Below are 13,704 nucleotides of genomic sequence, written 5' to 3' on the forward strand. Positions count from 1 at the left end.
GCCGAACGGGCGCGCCCCCCCCTCCGCAAACGGGTCAGACCTTGCGGCTGCCGCTGATCGCTCGGATCAGCCAGGCGATCACGGCGATGGCCAGGAGCACCAGTCCGACCCACAGCAGGAACTGCAGCGACTGCACCAGGCCTCCGGTGATCGCAAGGATCACGGCGATGACGATGACGATGATCAGGAGGATGTTCATCGGTCTTTCCCTTCTCTCGGGGCGCGGGCGCCCGACTGCGGTGCCCTCACGCTAGACCTCATCCTCACCCTCCATCGAGGGGGTTGACTTCGACCCTCCGAGTGCGCGAAGGAGCAGAACAATGCCAGGACGACGCAACAACTCCCTGAAGGATCCCGAACTGTACGAAGAGCTGCGCGACGACGGCGCCTCGAAGGAGAAGGCCGCGCGCATCTCCAACGCCGCCGCTCGCGACGGTCGCAGCACCGTGGGGCGCCGGGGCGGGAAGCACGGCGACTACGACGACTGGACGGTCCCGGAGCTGCGCAAGCGCGCGAAGGAGATCGGGCTGACCGGCTACAGCAGCAAGCGCAAGGCCGAGCTGATCTCCGCGCTGCGGAACCACTGAGGCGGGATGGCGCGCTTCGGGATCGAGGAGGAGTTCCTCCTGCTCGATGAGGATTCGCTCGTCCCCGTCGCCCTCGCCGGCGACATCCTGCGGCGCATCGGCGACCAGAACTCGACGGGTCGCGTGACCACCGAGTATCTGGCGTCGCAGTTGGAGTGCCTGACCTCCCCCGTGAGCACGGCCGCGGAGGCGACCGCGCAGTTGCGGGAGCTGCGCGCACTCATCGGTACCCACGCCGCGGCCCACGCCGCGATCGCCGCGCCCGTCGGCACGCCGTTCACCACACTGCGCTCGCCGCGCATCTCGCCCTCCCCGCACTACGACGACGTGGCCGCGCGGCTCGCGCACCTCACCCGCGAGCACGAGGTGAACGGTCTGCACGTGCACGTCGAAGTGCTGGATGAGGACGAGCGGGTTCGCGCCCTCAACCGGCTGCGCGCCTGGCTGCCGCTGCTGCTCGCGCTCAGCGCCAACAGCCCCTTCGCGAACGGGATCGACAGCGGATTCGCGAGCTGGCGGAGCATGCTCATCCGTCGGCTGCCGTCGTCGTGGTGTCCGCCGCGGTTCCACGACGCCGACGACTACCGGGCTCGCGTCGACCGGCTCCTCGCGCTCGGCACGATCGGCGAAGCCACCTCCCTCTCCTGGGCCGTGCGGCTGTCGGAGCGCTACCCCACCGTCGAAGCGCGGATCGCCGACACTCAGCTCAGCGCCGAGGACGCGGTGCTCTCCGCCCTCCTCTGCCGGGCGATCGCCCTGGCGAGCGACCAGCGGATCGCGACGGACGACCTCGACGGCATCGACGCCTCCGTGTGGACCGCGTCGCGCTCCGGCATGGCGGCGCGGATCATCGACCCGCTCAGCGGCGAGGTGACGGAGGCCTGGACCGTCGCCGAGCGGCTGCTCACCGCACTCGGGCCCGTGCTGCAGGACCTCGGCGACGCGGATGAGGTGCACACCGGGATCGAGCGTCTCCGCACGCACGGCACCGGCGCGGCCAGGCAGCGGGCCGCCCACGCGGACGGGGGGACGCGCGCGCTCGCCATCCTGCTGCGTTCCGGGACGGCTCCCGCGGCGCACTGAGCGGCCCCTGCGTCCCCGCGCGGGAGTAGGGTCGGCCTGTGGCCCCCTCCTTCGCCCCGCTGCAGCGCCTCGTGATCGCGATCGCCGTGCTCGCCTCCTTCGTCACCTTCCTCGACGGCACCGTGGTCAACGTCGCGCTGCCTGCGATCAGCCGGGAGCTCGGCGGCGGGATCACGACGCAGCAGTGGGTGGTGGACGCGTACCTGATCACGCTGAGCGCGCTGATCCTGCTCGCCGGATCGCTGTCCGACGCGTACGGCCGCGTGCTCGTGATGCGCATCGGGCTGATCGCGTTCGGCATCGCTTCCGTCGCGGTCGCGGCGGCCGTGGACCCGCTCATGCTGATCGTGGCCCGCGCGGGCCAGGGCGCGGCGGGGGCGCTGCTGGTGCCCAGCTCGCTGGCCCTGATCACCGCCACCATGCGCGGCGACGTCCAGGCCAGGGCGATCGGCGTATGGACGGCCTTCACCACCGCCGCGCAGCTCGTCGGACCCCTCCTCGGCGGGCTGTTCGTCGACTTCCTGTCCTGGCGGTTCGTGTTCCTCATCAACGTGCTGCCGATCGGCGTCACGCTGCTGCTGCTCGCGCGTCTGCATCTGCCGGAGCACCCGCGAGGCGTCCGCGTGGACTGGTGGAGCGGAGCCCTGTGCGCGGTGGGTCTCGGCGCCCTCGTGTTCGCGCTCATCGAGCAGCCGAACCTCGGCTGGGGCTCGCCCGCGATCTGGATCCCCGCGGTCGCCGGCGCCGCCCTCTTCGCCGTGTTCCTGTGGCGCCAGCAGCGCTCGGCGTCGCCGCTCATGCCGCTGTGGCTGTTCCGGGTGCGCGACTTCGGCTGGGGAAACCTGGCGACCCTGTTCGTGTACGCCGCGCTCTCCCTCAACGGCTTCGTGGTCGGCGTGTACCTGCAGCAGGGCGCCGGACTGAGCGCCACCGCCGCGGGGCTCGCCAGCCTGCCCATGACGATTCTGATGATCCTGATCAGCTCGCGCGCGGGGCTGTGGGCCGGCCGGTGGGGTCCGCGCATCTTCATGACGGTCGGACCGCTGCTGATGGCCGCGGGCGCGCTGCTCCTGCTCACGGTCTCCGCCGACTTCGACTACTGGTGGCAGGTGCTGCCGGCCATGATCGTGATGGGCCTCGGGCTCTCGCTCACGGTCGCACCGCTCACGGCGGCGATCCTCGGCGCGATCGACGAGAACCACTCGGGCATCGCCTCGGCCGTGAACAACGCCGTGTCGCGCGTGGCCGGGCTCCTGGTGGTCGCGCTGCTGTCGACCATCGTCGGGGGCTCGCTCGACCTCGACGGCTTCCACAGCGCGGCGTGGGTGACGGCGGCTCTCCTAGTGTTCGGCGGCGTCGTGTCGTGGATCGGGATCCGCCGCAACCCGTCCGATGCCCCGCAGGGCCCTGCGGACGTGGGAGCAGAGGAGCCCGCCGCCGAGCAGTAGCGGGGCGCTTGCCCGGAGAGGTCCCTCTCGTCAAGCCCTGTGCGCCGCCGCTCACACCGGGAGATGATGCGAGGGATCGATCCGATGGGAGCCTTCCTCATGACCGTCTCCGCCCTCGCCCCCGACACCGCCGTCGCGTTCTCCGCTCGCGGCCCGATGTCGAGCGCCGCCCTCGCCTGCCTCACGGGAGGCGCCGACGACACGTCCGTGCTGCCGGAGCTCGCTGCGGCAGCCGTCGCCGCGAGCACCGATGTGGTGCGCGACGACGACATCCAGCTCGCGCTGTTCGTGCTCTACGCCTCCTCCTACGGCTCGCTCCCGGCCCTCGACCCCACGCGCGAGTGGGATGCCGGCGTGATCGGCGCCCGCGGCATCCTGGAGGATGCCTTCGAGGCGACGCTGCGGGAGACGGTTCCGATGCCCGAGCTCCCCGAGCCCACGGTCGACGCGGTGGGCCGCGCCCTGTTCGCCCTCGCGGCGGCCGACACGGGCCCGAGCCTGTCGCGCCACATCGCGAAGAGGGCCACACGAGAGCAGGCGGAGGAGTCTCTGATCCTCCGCTCCGTGTACACCCTGCGCGAAGCCGACCCGCACTCCTGGGCGATCCCGCGGCTGACCGGCCGCGCGAAGGCCGCGCTGGTCGAGATCCAGTCCGACGAGTACGGCGGGGGCCGGCCGCAGCGCGTGCACGCCGCGCTCTACGCCAGGGCGCTCCGCGCGGCGGGACTCGACGACACCTACGGCGCCTACGTCGACGACGCGCCGGCGATCACCCTCGCTTCGCACAATCTCATGAGCCTGTTCGGCCTCAACCGGCGGCTGGTCGGCGCGATCGTGGGCCATCTCGCCGCGTATGAGATGACCTCGTCGATCCCCTGCCGCTTCTACGCCGACGGGCTGCGGCGCCTCGGCTTCGACGATGCGGTCGCCGAGTACTTCGACGAGCACGTCGAAGCGGATGCGGTGCACGAGCAGATCGCCGCCCGCGACCTCGCAGGGAGCCTGGCCGAGGACCACCCCGAGCAGCTCGCGAACATCCTGTTCGGCGCCGCGGCGTGCCTCACCGTGGACGGGTGGGCGGGCGCGCACACCCTCGACGCCTGGGCGGAGGGGCGCTCCGCGCTGCGGGAGCGGGTGGCGTCATGAGCGGGCGGTCGGAGCCGGTCACGGTGACGCCGTACCCGGACGGGCCGCTGCTCGTGCGCGGCGACATCGAGCTGCGGTCGGCGGACGGAGAGCTGATCGATCCGCGACGCCGGACGGTGGCGCTGTGCCGTTGCGGCCTGTCGGCGCTGAAGCCGTTCTGCGACGGCACGCACAAGGCCGCGGGCTTCCGCACCGACGACTGAGGCGGCTCAGCCCTCCGGCCAGTAGTAGCTGTCGGGGGTGGAACGCGCGCCGAAGATCGCCTGACCGACGCGCACACAGGTGGCGCCCTCCTCGACGGCGATCTCGTAGTCGCCCGACATGCCCATCGACAGTTCGCCGTCGCCGATCAGCGCGGGCGTCTCCTCGCGCGCGCGGTCGCGGAGCGTGCGCAGCACCCGGAAGCACTCGCGCACCCTGGTCTCGTCCGGCGTGAGCAGTGCGAGCGTCATGAGCCCGCGCACCCGGAGCGAGGAGTAGACGGGGAGGGCGCGCAGGAACGCGTCGAGCTCCTCCGGCGGCATGCCGAACTTCGACTCCTCCGCGGACGTGTTGACCTGCACGTAGACGTCCAGCCCGCGGCCTGCCGCCTGCAGGCGCCGATCCAGGGCCTCCGCGACGCGCAGCCGGTCGAGCGCCTGGAACTCGGCGGCGAACGACGCCACGTCGCGCGCCTTGTTCGTCTGCAGGTGGCCGATGATCGACCAGGACACGTCGAGGTCGGTCGTCTCGCGGCTCTTGCGCACCGCCTCCTGCACCTTGTTCTCGCCGAGCAGACGCAGGCCGGAGGCGATCGCCACGCGCACGCGCTCGGTGGGCACGGTCTTGCTGACCGGCAGCAGCCGCACGGCGGCGGGATCGCGACCGACTCGGACCGCGGCGGCATCGATGCGGTCTCGCACAGCCGCGACGTTGGCCTGGAAGTCCGCGACCGTGGACGCGGTCGGGTAGCGCGTGAACGCGTCGATCGGATCGGAATGTTTTGACATAGGCCAAAATCTAACATAGCTTCGGATCAGCCGTGCAGCCGCCGGCACACCCCCTGCGAAAGAGTCCGCCCATGTCTCTGCCCGGCCCGTTCTCCGACACCGCCCTCGTCGAGCCGCGTCTGCGCACCGAGGTCCCCGGCCCGCGCAGCCGCGCCCTGCACGAGCAGCGCCTGCGCGTGGTGCCGCGCGGCGTCGGCAGCGTGCTCCCCGTGTACATCGAGCACGCCGATGGCCCCTGGGTCACCGACGTCGACGGCAACCGCTTCCTCGATCTCGGCAGCGGCATCGGCGTCACCACGATCGGGCACACCAACCGCGCCGCGGTGAACGCCGCCACCGCGCAGCTGGACAGGGTCACGCACACGCTCTTCACCGTGACGCCCTACGAGGGGTACGTGCGACTGGCGGAACAGCTCGCCGCGCGCACCCCCGGCGACCATGAGAAGCGCACGATGTTCGCGAACTCCGGGGCCGAGGCGGTCGAGAACGCCGTCAAGATCGCCCGCCGCCACACGGGTCGCCGGGCGGTCGCTGCCCTCGACCACGCCTTCCACGGCCGCACCACGCTCGCGCTCGCCATGAACCACAAGGCGGTGCCGTACGGCGCGGGCTTCGGTCCGTTCGCCCCGGACGTGCACCGCGTGCCGAACTCGTACCCCTACCGCGACGGCCTCAGCGGAGCCGACGCGGCCGCCCGCACGATCGCGTACCTGGAGCAGCGCATCGGCGCGGACGACCTCGCCGCCGTGATCTCGGAGCCCATCCAGGGCGAGGGCGGCTTCGTGGTGTCCGCGCCGGGCTACCTGCCCGCACTGCAGGAGTGGTGCACGCAGCACGGCGTGGTGTTCATCGCGGACGAGATCCAGACCGGGCTCGGGCGCACGGGAACCTGGTTCGCGAGCGAGCACTTCGACCTGGTGCCCGACCTCGTGCTCACCGCGAAGGGCATCGCCGCAGGCCTGCCGCTGGCCGGGGTCACCGGTCGCGCCGAGATCATGGACGCCCCGGACCCGGGCGGTCTCGGCGGCACCTTCGGCGGCAACCCCGTGTCGATCGCGGCGGCGCTCGCAGTGTTCGAGGAACTCGGCGACGGCGACTACTTCGAGGACGCCGTGCGGATCGGCGCCCACCTCGGCACGCGGCTCCGCGAGCTGTCCGCGCGTCACCCCGTCGTGGGCGACGTGCGCGGCATCGGCGCGATGCAGGCGTTCGAGCTGAGCTCGCCTGGCACGACGCAACCCCTGCCAGGAGCGGCCTCGGCGATCGCCGAGTTCGCGGCGCAGCGCGGCATCCTGCTGCTCACCGCGGGCAGCGACGGGAACGTCATCCGTTTCCTGCCGACGCTCACCACGACCGATGCGCAGCTCGACGTCGCGATCGACGTGATCGACGCGGCGCTGCGCACACTCGGCTGACCGGCCCCTCGTCCCCGGAGCTCGCCATGCCCGCTGCCACCGCTTCCCGCACCGCTCTGGCGCTGCGCCATGTCGCCTTCGAGGACCTCGGCCTCCTCGCGCCGCTCCTGGAGCAGCGCGGGTATGCCGTCCGCATTCTGGACGCGGGGGTCGACGATCTCGACGCCGACGCGGTGGTCGCGGCCGACCTGCTGGTCGTGCTCGGGGGTCCGATCGGCGTCTACGACGAGGAGCGCTATCCGTTCCTCCGTGCGACGAAGACCGCGATCGCGGCCCGTCTCGCCGACGGAGGCGCCACGCTCGGCGTCTGCCTCGGCGCGCAGCTGCTGGCCGAGGTGCTGGGGGCGGAGGTGCGCCCCACGGGAGCGGTCGAGATCGGCTACGGCCCGCTCGAGCTGACGCCGGACGGCCTGGACTCGGCGCTGCGGCTCCTCGACGGGGAGCCGGTGCTGCACTGGCACGGCGACGCCTTCGCGATTCCTCCGGGTGCGCGTCACCTCGCGCGCACGCCGGGTTTCCCCCATCAGGCCTTCGCGTTCGACCGGGTGCTCGGCCTGCAGTTCCACGTGGAGGCGGATCACCGCATGATCGAGCGCTGGCTGGTCGGCCACGCGCACGAGCTGCACCACGTGGGCATCGATCCGCGGATGATCCGGGAGCAGGCGCGTCGGTGGGGTCCGCGCCTCGAAGGGCTCGCGCGCGCGACGATCGACGCCTGGCTGGACGAGGTCGAGGCGCCGCGCTGAGCCGCCGGCAGGGGCCGGGCCCGCGTGGGCCCGGCCCCTGTCGTGCGTCACATCTGGTCGTGCCAGCCGCCCGCGACCATGGTCTGGAACTTCCAGCCGTCGGCCGTGCGCAGCAGCAGGTCCCCATAGCGCATCTCGTGCTTCACGCCGTCGACCTCGAACGACGCGTCCGTGACCACGAAGCACAGCGCCGGCGAGAGGAAGATCGGATGCCGCACGGAGGTCATATCCGCACCGCCGCCTCCGACGACCTCCCGCATCTGGGCGATGTAGCGCTCGCGGTCGCAGGAAGCGGCGAGACCGTGCCCCTGCGCGTCGTCGGTGACCTCGTTGAGCGGGAACGCCGCGACGTCGGCCATTCCCTCGAGGTCGCCGGCAAGTGCCAGGGCGTCGTAGTGGGCGTACCAGTCGAGGATCTCCTGGACCGCCTCGGAAGAGGCTCCTGCCCCTGCCGCCGCCGTATCGATCGTGTTCGTCATGCTGCTCCCGTCCGCTCAGTTACTTCGTACACTGTACATGGTAATTCGAGAATCGCAAGCTTCGGACAGCACGAAGGGCCGGATCCCTGCGGATCCGACCCTCCCGGGCGACTCAGGCCGCGCGGCGCAGCGGCACCGTCGGGAAGTCGATCGGCACGTCGAGCGCGATGTTCACGTAGTTCGTGAACAGGTTCAGCGCGACCTGGCCGATGGTCTCGACGATCTGCTCGTCGTTCCAGCCGTGGGCGCGCAGCGCGTCCACGTCGGCCGACGTCACCTGCCCGCGCTCGTCGACGAGCTTGAGCGCGAAGGCGAGGAGGGCCGCCGTCCGCGGATCCTCCGAGGTGCCGTCCTGCGCGGCGGCGAGCGCCTCCGTGGTCAGGCCGGCCTTCTTGCCGAGGGCGGTGTGCGCGGCGAGGCAGTAGCCGCACGAGTTGCGGTTCGCGACAGCCACGGCGATCTGCTCGCCGAGCGCCGGGCCGAGCGTGCCGCCACCGTAGGCGCCGAAGGCGCTCCACATGCTGGTCAGGGCGGCGGGCGAGTTGGCGACGGCGCGGAACATGGCGGGAACAGCACCGAACGCGGCGCCGATCTGCTCGAGCTGCTCCTTGACGGGGCCGGTGGCGTTCTCACGGTCGATCAGAGGGACGTTGGGCACGGGATTCTCCTTCGGTCTGCATCGGGCCGGGTGTCGGCCCTCTCTCAAGTCTCGCGAGCAGCGCAGGATGATACGCACCATATGGTCTTGCATTCGTGACAGATCGTCCAGAGAATGGAGAGGTGCCGCTCGACAGACTCACCCCGCTACTGGAGCGCTTCCGCGTGCGCAGCCGCCTCTTCCACACCGGCCCCCTGTGCGGCACCACGGTCTTCGCCCAGAGCGCGGGCCACGGCTTCCTGCATGTGCTGCGCCGCGGCGAGATGGAGGTGACGCACCGAGGCGCCGACGGCCGCACGATGCGACAGCACGTGACGCAGCCGAGCCTGCTGTTCTTCCCGCGTCCGCTCGACCACACGTTCATCAACGCCCCCGCCGAGGAGTCGGACTTCGCCTGCGCGACCATCGACTTCGACGGCGGCGCGACGCACCCGCTCGTCCGCACGCTTCCCGCTGTGATCGTGCTGCCGCTCGACGACGTCGCCACGCTCTCCCCCGCCCTGGACCTGCTGTTCGCCGAGGTGGACAACGTGCGCTGCGGCCGCCCGCTGCTCGCGGATCGGCTGTTCGAGGTGGTCCTGATCCAGCTGCTGCGCTGGATGCTCGACCACTCGCACGACCTCGTCCTCCCGCCCGGACTCCTGCCCGGCCTCGCGGACGAGCGCCTGGCACCGGCCCTGGTCGCGATGCACGAGGCGCCGGGCGAACCGTGGACGCTCGACAGCCTCGCCCGCACCGCCGCCCTCTCCCGCAGCGCCTTCGCCGCCCGCTTCAAAGAGGTGCTCGGCCGTTCCCCCGGCGACTACCTCACCGAGTGGCGCCTCACCATCGCGCAGGAGCAGCTGCGCGCCGGGATGACGGTGACCGCGGTCGCCGCCGAACTCGGCTATGCCAGCGCCTCCGCGTTCTCCCGCGCGTTCGCGCAGCGCCTCGGCTGCTCGCCGCGCGCCTGGCTCGGTCTCGCGGCCTGAGCTCAGGCCCCGGCCGCCATGACCGCGGCGACGCCGGCCACCACCCGGTCGAGGTCGGCCGCGGTGAGCGAGGGGTGCACGGGAAGGGAGAGCACCTCGCGGGCGGCCCGCTCGGTCTCCGGCAGCTCCACGCCCGGTGCATAGGCCGTGAGCGACGGCAGACGGTGGTTCGGGATCGGGTAGTAGACGCCCGACCCGACCCCGTGCTCCTCGCGGAGCGCCCGGTGCACGCGGTCGCGCTCCCCGTCGGCGATGCGCACGGTGTACTGGTGGTACACGTGCTCGGCACCCTCCGCGACCGCGGGGACCGCGAGCCCGTCGATGCGCCCGAGCTCCGCGTCGAGGAATGCGGCGTTGCGCTGCCGCTGCGCGGTCCACGCGGCGACCCGGCGCAGCTGCACACGCCCCACCGCGGCGTGCACGTCGCTCATGCGGTTGTTGTAGCCGACGATCTCGTTCGCGTACTGCGTCTCCATGCCCTGGTTGCGCAGCAGCCGCACCCGTCGCGCGATGCCCTCGTCCGCGCACGCCACCATGCCGCCCTCGATCGCCGTCATGTTCTTCGTCGGGTAGAGGCTGAACATCGCGAAGGTCCCGATGGTGCCGGCGGGCCGTCCGCGCCAGGACGCGCCGTGCGCCTGCGCGGCATCCTCGAAGACCTCCAGCCCGTGCTCGCGGGCGACCTGCTCGATGCCGTCGACCAGGAACGGGTGCCCGTACAGGTGCACCGGCATGATGCCGCGCGTGCGGGCCGTGATCGCCTCCCGCACCCGCTCGGGATCGAGCGTGAAGTGCGTGGGCTCGATGTCGACGAACACCGGGGTGGCCCCGGCGAGGACCACGGAGTTCGCGACCGCCGCGAACGTGAACGACGGCACGATCACCTCGTCGCCCGGCCCCACCCCCGCGGCGAGCAGACCGAGCAGCTGCCCGCTGGTGCCGGAGTTCACGGCGACCGTCGCACGCCCCTGCAGGAACTGCGCGGCGAACTCGGCCTCGAACGCGGCGACCTCCGGCCCCTGGGCGAGATTGCCGCTGCGGAGAACGCGCTCGACGGCGGCGACCTCCTCGTCGCCGATCAGCGGCTTGGCGGCGGGGATCAGGTCGTGGTGCATGGCGGTGCCCTTCGTCGCGACGGCTCGGTCGAGCCACGGGTCTGGTCTGGAGGTGGAGGCAGGAATCGAACCTGCGTGCACGGTCTTGCGGACCGCGACCTGGCCACTCGGTCACTCCACCGGGTCTGGGGCGTCAGCTGCCCGGCGGGGAGTATCCCTGCAGAAAGGCGCCGAACCGCTGCACGGCGTCGACGAGGACCGGCGCTTCGGGCAGGAAGGCGATGCGCAGATGGTCGGCTCTCGGCCAGTTGAACGCGTGTCCGTGCACGAGCAGGATCCGCTCCGCGTCGAGCAGGTCGAGCACCAGACGCTCGTCGTCGACGATGGGGTGCGCGGCGGGGTCCAGCCGCGGGAACAGGTACAGCCCCCCTCCCGCCTCCCGCACCGAGACACCGGGAATGGCGCGCAAAGCCGTCGTCGCCGCATCGCGCTGCACCGTCAGCCGACCCTCGGCGGAGACGAGCGCGTCGAGGGACGAGTCGTGCGTGAGCGCGGCGCTGATCGCGTGCTGCGCGGGCACTGAAGCGCACATGCGCATCGAGGCCAGCAGCCGCACACCCGACAGGAACGGGTCGTCCGAGGCGAAGCCGGTGGTGACCGCCCACGCCGCGCGATACCCGGCGACACGGTGCGTCTTGGACAGCCCGGCGAACGTGACGCACGGGACGTCGGGCGCGACCTGGGCGGTGGACAGGTGGGTGAAGCCCGGATAGACGACGCGGTCGTAGATCTCGTCGGACAGGAGGAGCAGGCCGTGTCGTCGAGCCAGCTCGGCGATGCCCTCCAGGGTGCGCCGGTCGTACACCGCGCCGGTGGGGTTGTTCGGGTTGATCACGACGATCGCCCTGGTCCGCGGTCCGATCAGCCCCGCCATCGCATCGATGTCGGGCGCCCAGCCCTCCTCCTCGACGCACGGGTAGTGCACGGCATGCGCCCCGGCGAGCACCGTGGACGCCGTCCAGAGCGGGTAGTCGGGGCTCGGAACGAGCACCCCATCGCCGGGCTCCAGCAGCGCCTGCAGCACGATCCCGACCAGTTCGGAGACGCCGTTGCCCACTGTCACGTCGTCGAGCCCGACCGCCGGGAATCCGGGGCGCACCGCGTAGTGCGCGGCGATCGCCTGCCGCGTCTCGACCAGGCCGGGCGACTCGGAGTAGCCGTGCGCGTGCGGCAGCGCGGCCCGCAGCGCCTCGACGACGACCGGCGGCGCCTCGAAGCCGAACGGTGCCGGGTTGCCGATGTTCAGGCGGAGGATCCGCTCCCCCTGCGCCTCCAGCTCGGCCGCGCGCGCCGCGACCGGTCCCCGCAGGTCGTACAGCACGCCGTCGAGGCGGGAGGAACGCCCGATCCTGGCCGGGCGGGCAGCACGCACGGTGCTCACGCGGCCGACCCCGGCGCGCCCTCGATCACCGCAGACACGTCGTCGGCGAGGCGACGCAGGTCGGCGTCGTCGAGGTCGTGCACGGTCAGCCGGAGATGCGTGGCCCCCGCGCCGCTCCCCTCCAGGGCGAACTCGGTGCCCGCACGCACGAGCCACCCGCGGGCGGCCAGCAGCGCTGCGGCTGCGGCCGCCTCCCGCTGCACGTCGATCCAGACGTTCAGCCCGCTGCCGGTGAGCGCCGAGACGCCGCGCTCCCTCAGCAGGGCCGTGAACGCGCGGTTCCGGTCGACGTAGTGCGCGCCGGCCACCGCGATCTGCTCCCGCACCCCGGGGTCGCGGAGCATCGCCGCGGCCAGCCGCTGCATGACATGACTCACCCACATGGTGCCGGGGCTCAGGCGCCGGGCGAGCCGCTGCGCCGTGACAGGGTCGGATGCCGTGACGGCGAGGCGCAGGTCGGGTCCGAGGAACTTCGACACCGAGCGCACCAGTGCCCACCGCTCGTGCGTCGGCGCGATGATGCTGGCGTACGGCGTCGGTGCGAGCAGGGAGAAGTGGTCGTCCTCGATCACGAGCACGTGCGGGTACGCGGCGAGCACGTCCCGCAGCTCCTCCGCCCGTTCCGGTGTGATGCCGACGCCGGTCGGGTTGTGCGCGCGGGGCGTGCAGACGAGGGCGCGCACGCCGCTCTCCAGCGCCGCGCGCACGCCGTCGACCGTCAGGCCCTCCTCGTCCACGGGAATGGGCACGGTGGTGTAGCCGGCGAGCCGCGCGATGTGGATGCTGGAGAGGAAGCACGGGTCCTCCAGTCCCACCCGGTCGCCCTGCACCAGCGTCTGCGCGAGGAGTCGCTCGACCGCGTCGACCGCACCCGCCGTGACCGAGAGCCGGAACGGGCGCGGGTGGTCCTCGGCGATCCAGGCGGTGGCCCACTCGGCGAGGTCGGCGTCGATCACCGACTCCCCATAGAGGACGTGCTGCGGCCGCGCGGCCGCGAGAGCCGCTCCGAGGTCGGGGAGAAGGGCGGTCTGCGGGTTGCCGTTGCCGATGTCCCGCAGCGCCGTGCCCGGGGTGAATCCCTCGTCCTGGACGGCGGCGGGACCGAGCACCGTGGTCCCGGTGCGCCCGCCGGTCACCGCGATGCGTGCGGTGACGAGCGCGCGGTAGGCGGAGAGCACGGTGTTGCGATTGACGCCGAGGCGCTCCGCCAGCGCACGGACCGGCGGGAGCTGGTCGCCCGGAGCGAGCACCCCGCTCTCGACCAGGTCGCGCACGCTGTCGGAGATCTCGGCGGCCGTGGCACCCGCGATCCGCTCGTCGACGGGTTCGCGCGTGTCATCCGATGCCATGCGTTCGACCGTAGGCCAGATATTGACCTATGTCAAAGCAGCGCCGCGGGTGCCGCGCAATCAGGGCCGGTCGTCGAGCTCCACGCCGTCCTCGACCTCTTCCGCATCGAGGTCCGTCACGTCCACCTCCGGAGCCTCCCCCTCGCCGTTGTTGGCGGTCGGCGGCTCGCCGTGGAATCCGGTCGTCTCGTCCTGTCGTGCGTCCGACATGGCTGTCCTCCTCGCGTCGATGTGCGTTGTCGCTCCAGCCTGCGGGCACCGTTCGGAGAGGGCGAGCGGGTTGACAGGGCCCGGCTCGATGCGTCTCGAACGCCGGCGGGTGCGGGGTCTCGGGACG

General features: G+C 72.1%; 16 protein-coding genes and 1 tRNA gene. 8 read left to right on the forward strand and 9 right to left on the reverse strand.

The window, feature by feature from the left end:
* Positions 1-34: 34 nt before the first annotated feature.
* Positions 35-199 (reverse strand): hypothetical protein, encoded by a 165-nt coding sequence (locus M3C17_RS12960; protein ID WP_017829325.1) that lies wholly within the window; start codon positions 197-199, stop codon positions 35-37.
* 121 nt (positions 200-320) lie between these two features.
* On the opposite strand from M3C17_RS12960, the gene M3C17_RS12965 reads away from it, so the two are divergent.
* The 5 genes from M3C17_RS12965 to M3C17_RS12985 all read left to right on the forward strand — a co-directional run bounded on the left by M3C17_RS12965 (position 321) and on the right by M3C17_RS12985 (position 4,467).
* The gene (locus M3C17_RS12965) at positions 321-587 is read left to right on the forward strand and encodes a Rho termination factor N-terminal domain-containing protein (protein WP_259978230.1); all 267 of its coding nucleotides are present in this window, start codon (positions 321-323) and stop codon (positions 585-587) included.
* A gap of 6 nt (positions 588-593) precedes the next feature.
* Positions 594-1,670, forward strand: coding sequence for a YbdK family carboxylate-amine ligase (locus M3C17_RS12970; protein WP_259978231.1), 1,077 nt, complete (start codon positions 594-596; stop codon positions 1,668-1,670).
* Between the two features lie 38 nt (positions 1,671-1,708).
* Complete coding sequence (locus M3C17_RS12975) at positions 1,709-3,118, forward strand: MFS transporter (RefSeq protein ID WP_259978232.1); 1,410 nt, start codon at positions 1,709-1,711, stop codon at positions 3,116-3,118.
* 99 nt (positions 3,119-3,217) lie between these two features.
* Positions 3,218-4,264 (forward strand): iron-containing redox enzyme family protein, encoded by a 1,047-nt coding sequence (locus tag M3C17_RS12980; RefSeq protein ID WP_259978233.1) that lies wholly within the window; start codon positions 3,218-3,220, stop codon positions 4,262-4,264.
* Positions 4,261-4,467 carry a CDGSH iron-sulfur domain-containing protein gene (locus M3C17_RS12985; RefSeq protein ID WP_259978236.1) on the forward strand — a complete coding sequence of 69 codons (207 nt, stop codon included), beginning with the start codon at positions 4,261-4,263 and terminating at the stop codon, positions 4,465-4,467. Before M3C17_RS12980 ends, M3C17_RS12985 begins: the two co-directional genes overlap by 4 nt.
* Positions 4,468-4,473: 6 nt before the next feature.
* On the opposite strand, the gene M3C17_RS12990 is transcribed toward M3C17_RS12985, so the two are convergent.
* Positions 4,474-5,253, reverse strand: a complete 780-nt coding sequence (locus M3C17_RS12990) for a YggS family pyridoxal phosphate-dependent enzyme (RefSeq protein WP_259978237.1) — start codon at positions 5,251-5,253, stop codon at positions 4,474-4,476.
* Between the two features lie 71 nt (positions 5,254-5,324).
* On the opposite strand from M3C17_RS12990, the gene gabT reads away from it, so the two are divergent.
* Together gabT and M3C17_RS13000 are read left to right on the forward strand one after the other, a co-directional pair.
* Positions 5,325-6,668, forward strand: a complete 1,344-nt coding sequence (gene gabT, locus M3C17_RS12995; RefSeq protein ID WP_259978238.1) for a 4-aminobutyrate--2-oxoglutarate transaminase — start codon at positions 5,325-5,327, stop codon at positions 6,666-6,668.
* A 26-nt stretch (positions 6,669-6,694) separates the two neighbouring features.
* The gene (locus tag M3C17_RS13000) at positions 6,695-7,414 is read left to right on the forward strand and encodes a glutamine amidotransferase (RefSeq protein WP_259978239.1); all 720 of its coding nucleotides are present in this window, start codon (positions 6,695-6,697) and stop codon (positions 7,412-7,414) included.
* A gap of 47 nt (positions 7,415-7,461) precedes the next feature.
* Here M3C17_RS13000 and M3C17_RS13005 read toward each other — a convergent pair whose 3' ends face one another.
* Both M3C17_RS13005 and M3C17_RS13010 read right to left on the reverse strand, forming a co-directional pair.
* Positions 7,462-7,893, reverse strand: a complete 432-nt coding sequence (locus M3C17_RS13005; protein WP_259978241.1) for a hypothetical protein — start codon at positions 7,891-7,893, stop codon at positions 7,462-7,464.
* Between the two features lie 112 nt (positions 7,894-8,005).
* Positions 8,006-8,551, reverse strand: a complete 546-nt coding sequence (locus tag M3C17_RS13010; RefSeq protein ID WP_259978242.1) for a carboxymuconolactone decarboxylase family protein — start codon at positions 8,549-8,551, stop codon at positions 8,006-8,008.
* Positions 8,552-8,673: 122 nt separating this feature from the next.
* Between M3C17_RS13010 and M3C17_RS13015 the strand changes: the two genes are divergently transcribed.
* Positions 8,674-9,522, forward strand: a complete 849-nt coding sequence (locus M3C17_RS13015; protein WP_259978243.1) for an AraC family transcriptional regulator — start codon at positions 8,674-8,676, stop codon at positions 9,520-9,522.
* Positions 9,523-9,524: 2 nt separating this feature from the next.
* On the opposite strand, the gene M3C17_RS13020 is transcribed toward M3C17_RS13015, so the two are convergent.
* The 5 genes from M3C17_RS13020 to M3C17_RS13040 form a co-directional block, all read right to left on the reverse strand.
* Entirely contained in the window at positions 9,525-10,637 is a 1,113-nt protein-coding gene (locus M3C17_RS13020) for a DegT/DnrJ/EryC1/StrS aminotransferase family protein (protein WP_259978244.1), read from the reverse strand.
* Between the two features lie 47 nt (positions 10,638-10,684).
* A tRNA-Cys gene (locus M3C17_RS13025) sits at positions 10,685-10,758 on the reverse strand.
* Between the two features lie 12 nt (positions 10,759-10,770).
* Positions 10,771-12,018, reverse strand: coding sequence for an aminotransferase class I/II-fold pyridoxal phosphate-dependent enzyme (locus M3C17_RS13030; RefSeq protein WP_396820185.1), 1,248 nt, complete (start codon positions 12,016-12,018; stop codon positions 10,771-10,773).
* Complete coding sequence (locus M3C17_RS13035) at positions 12,015-13,367, reverse strand: aminotransferase class I/II-fold pyridoxal phosphate-dependent enzyme (protein ID WP_259978245.1); 1,353 nt, start codon at positions 13,365-13,367, stop codon at positions 12,015-12,017. Before M3C17_RS13035 ends, M3C17_RS13030 begins: the two co-directional genes overlap by 4 nt.
* A gap of 60 nt (positions 13,368-13,427) precedes the next feature.
* The gene (locus M3C17_RS13040; RefSeq protein ID WP_259978246.1) at positions 13,428-13,577 is read right to left on the reverse strand and encodes a hypothetical protein; all 150 of its coding nucleotides are present in this window, start codon (positions 13,575-13,577) and stop codon (positions 13,428-13,430) included.
* Positions 13,578-13,704: the final 127 nt, after the last annotated feature.

It is taken from the genome of Microbacterium sp. p3-SID336, from assembly GCF_025143365.1.
GTDB lineage: Bacteria > Actinomycetota > Actinomycetes > Actinomycetales > Microbacteriaceae > Microbacterium.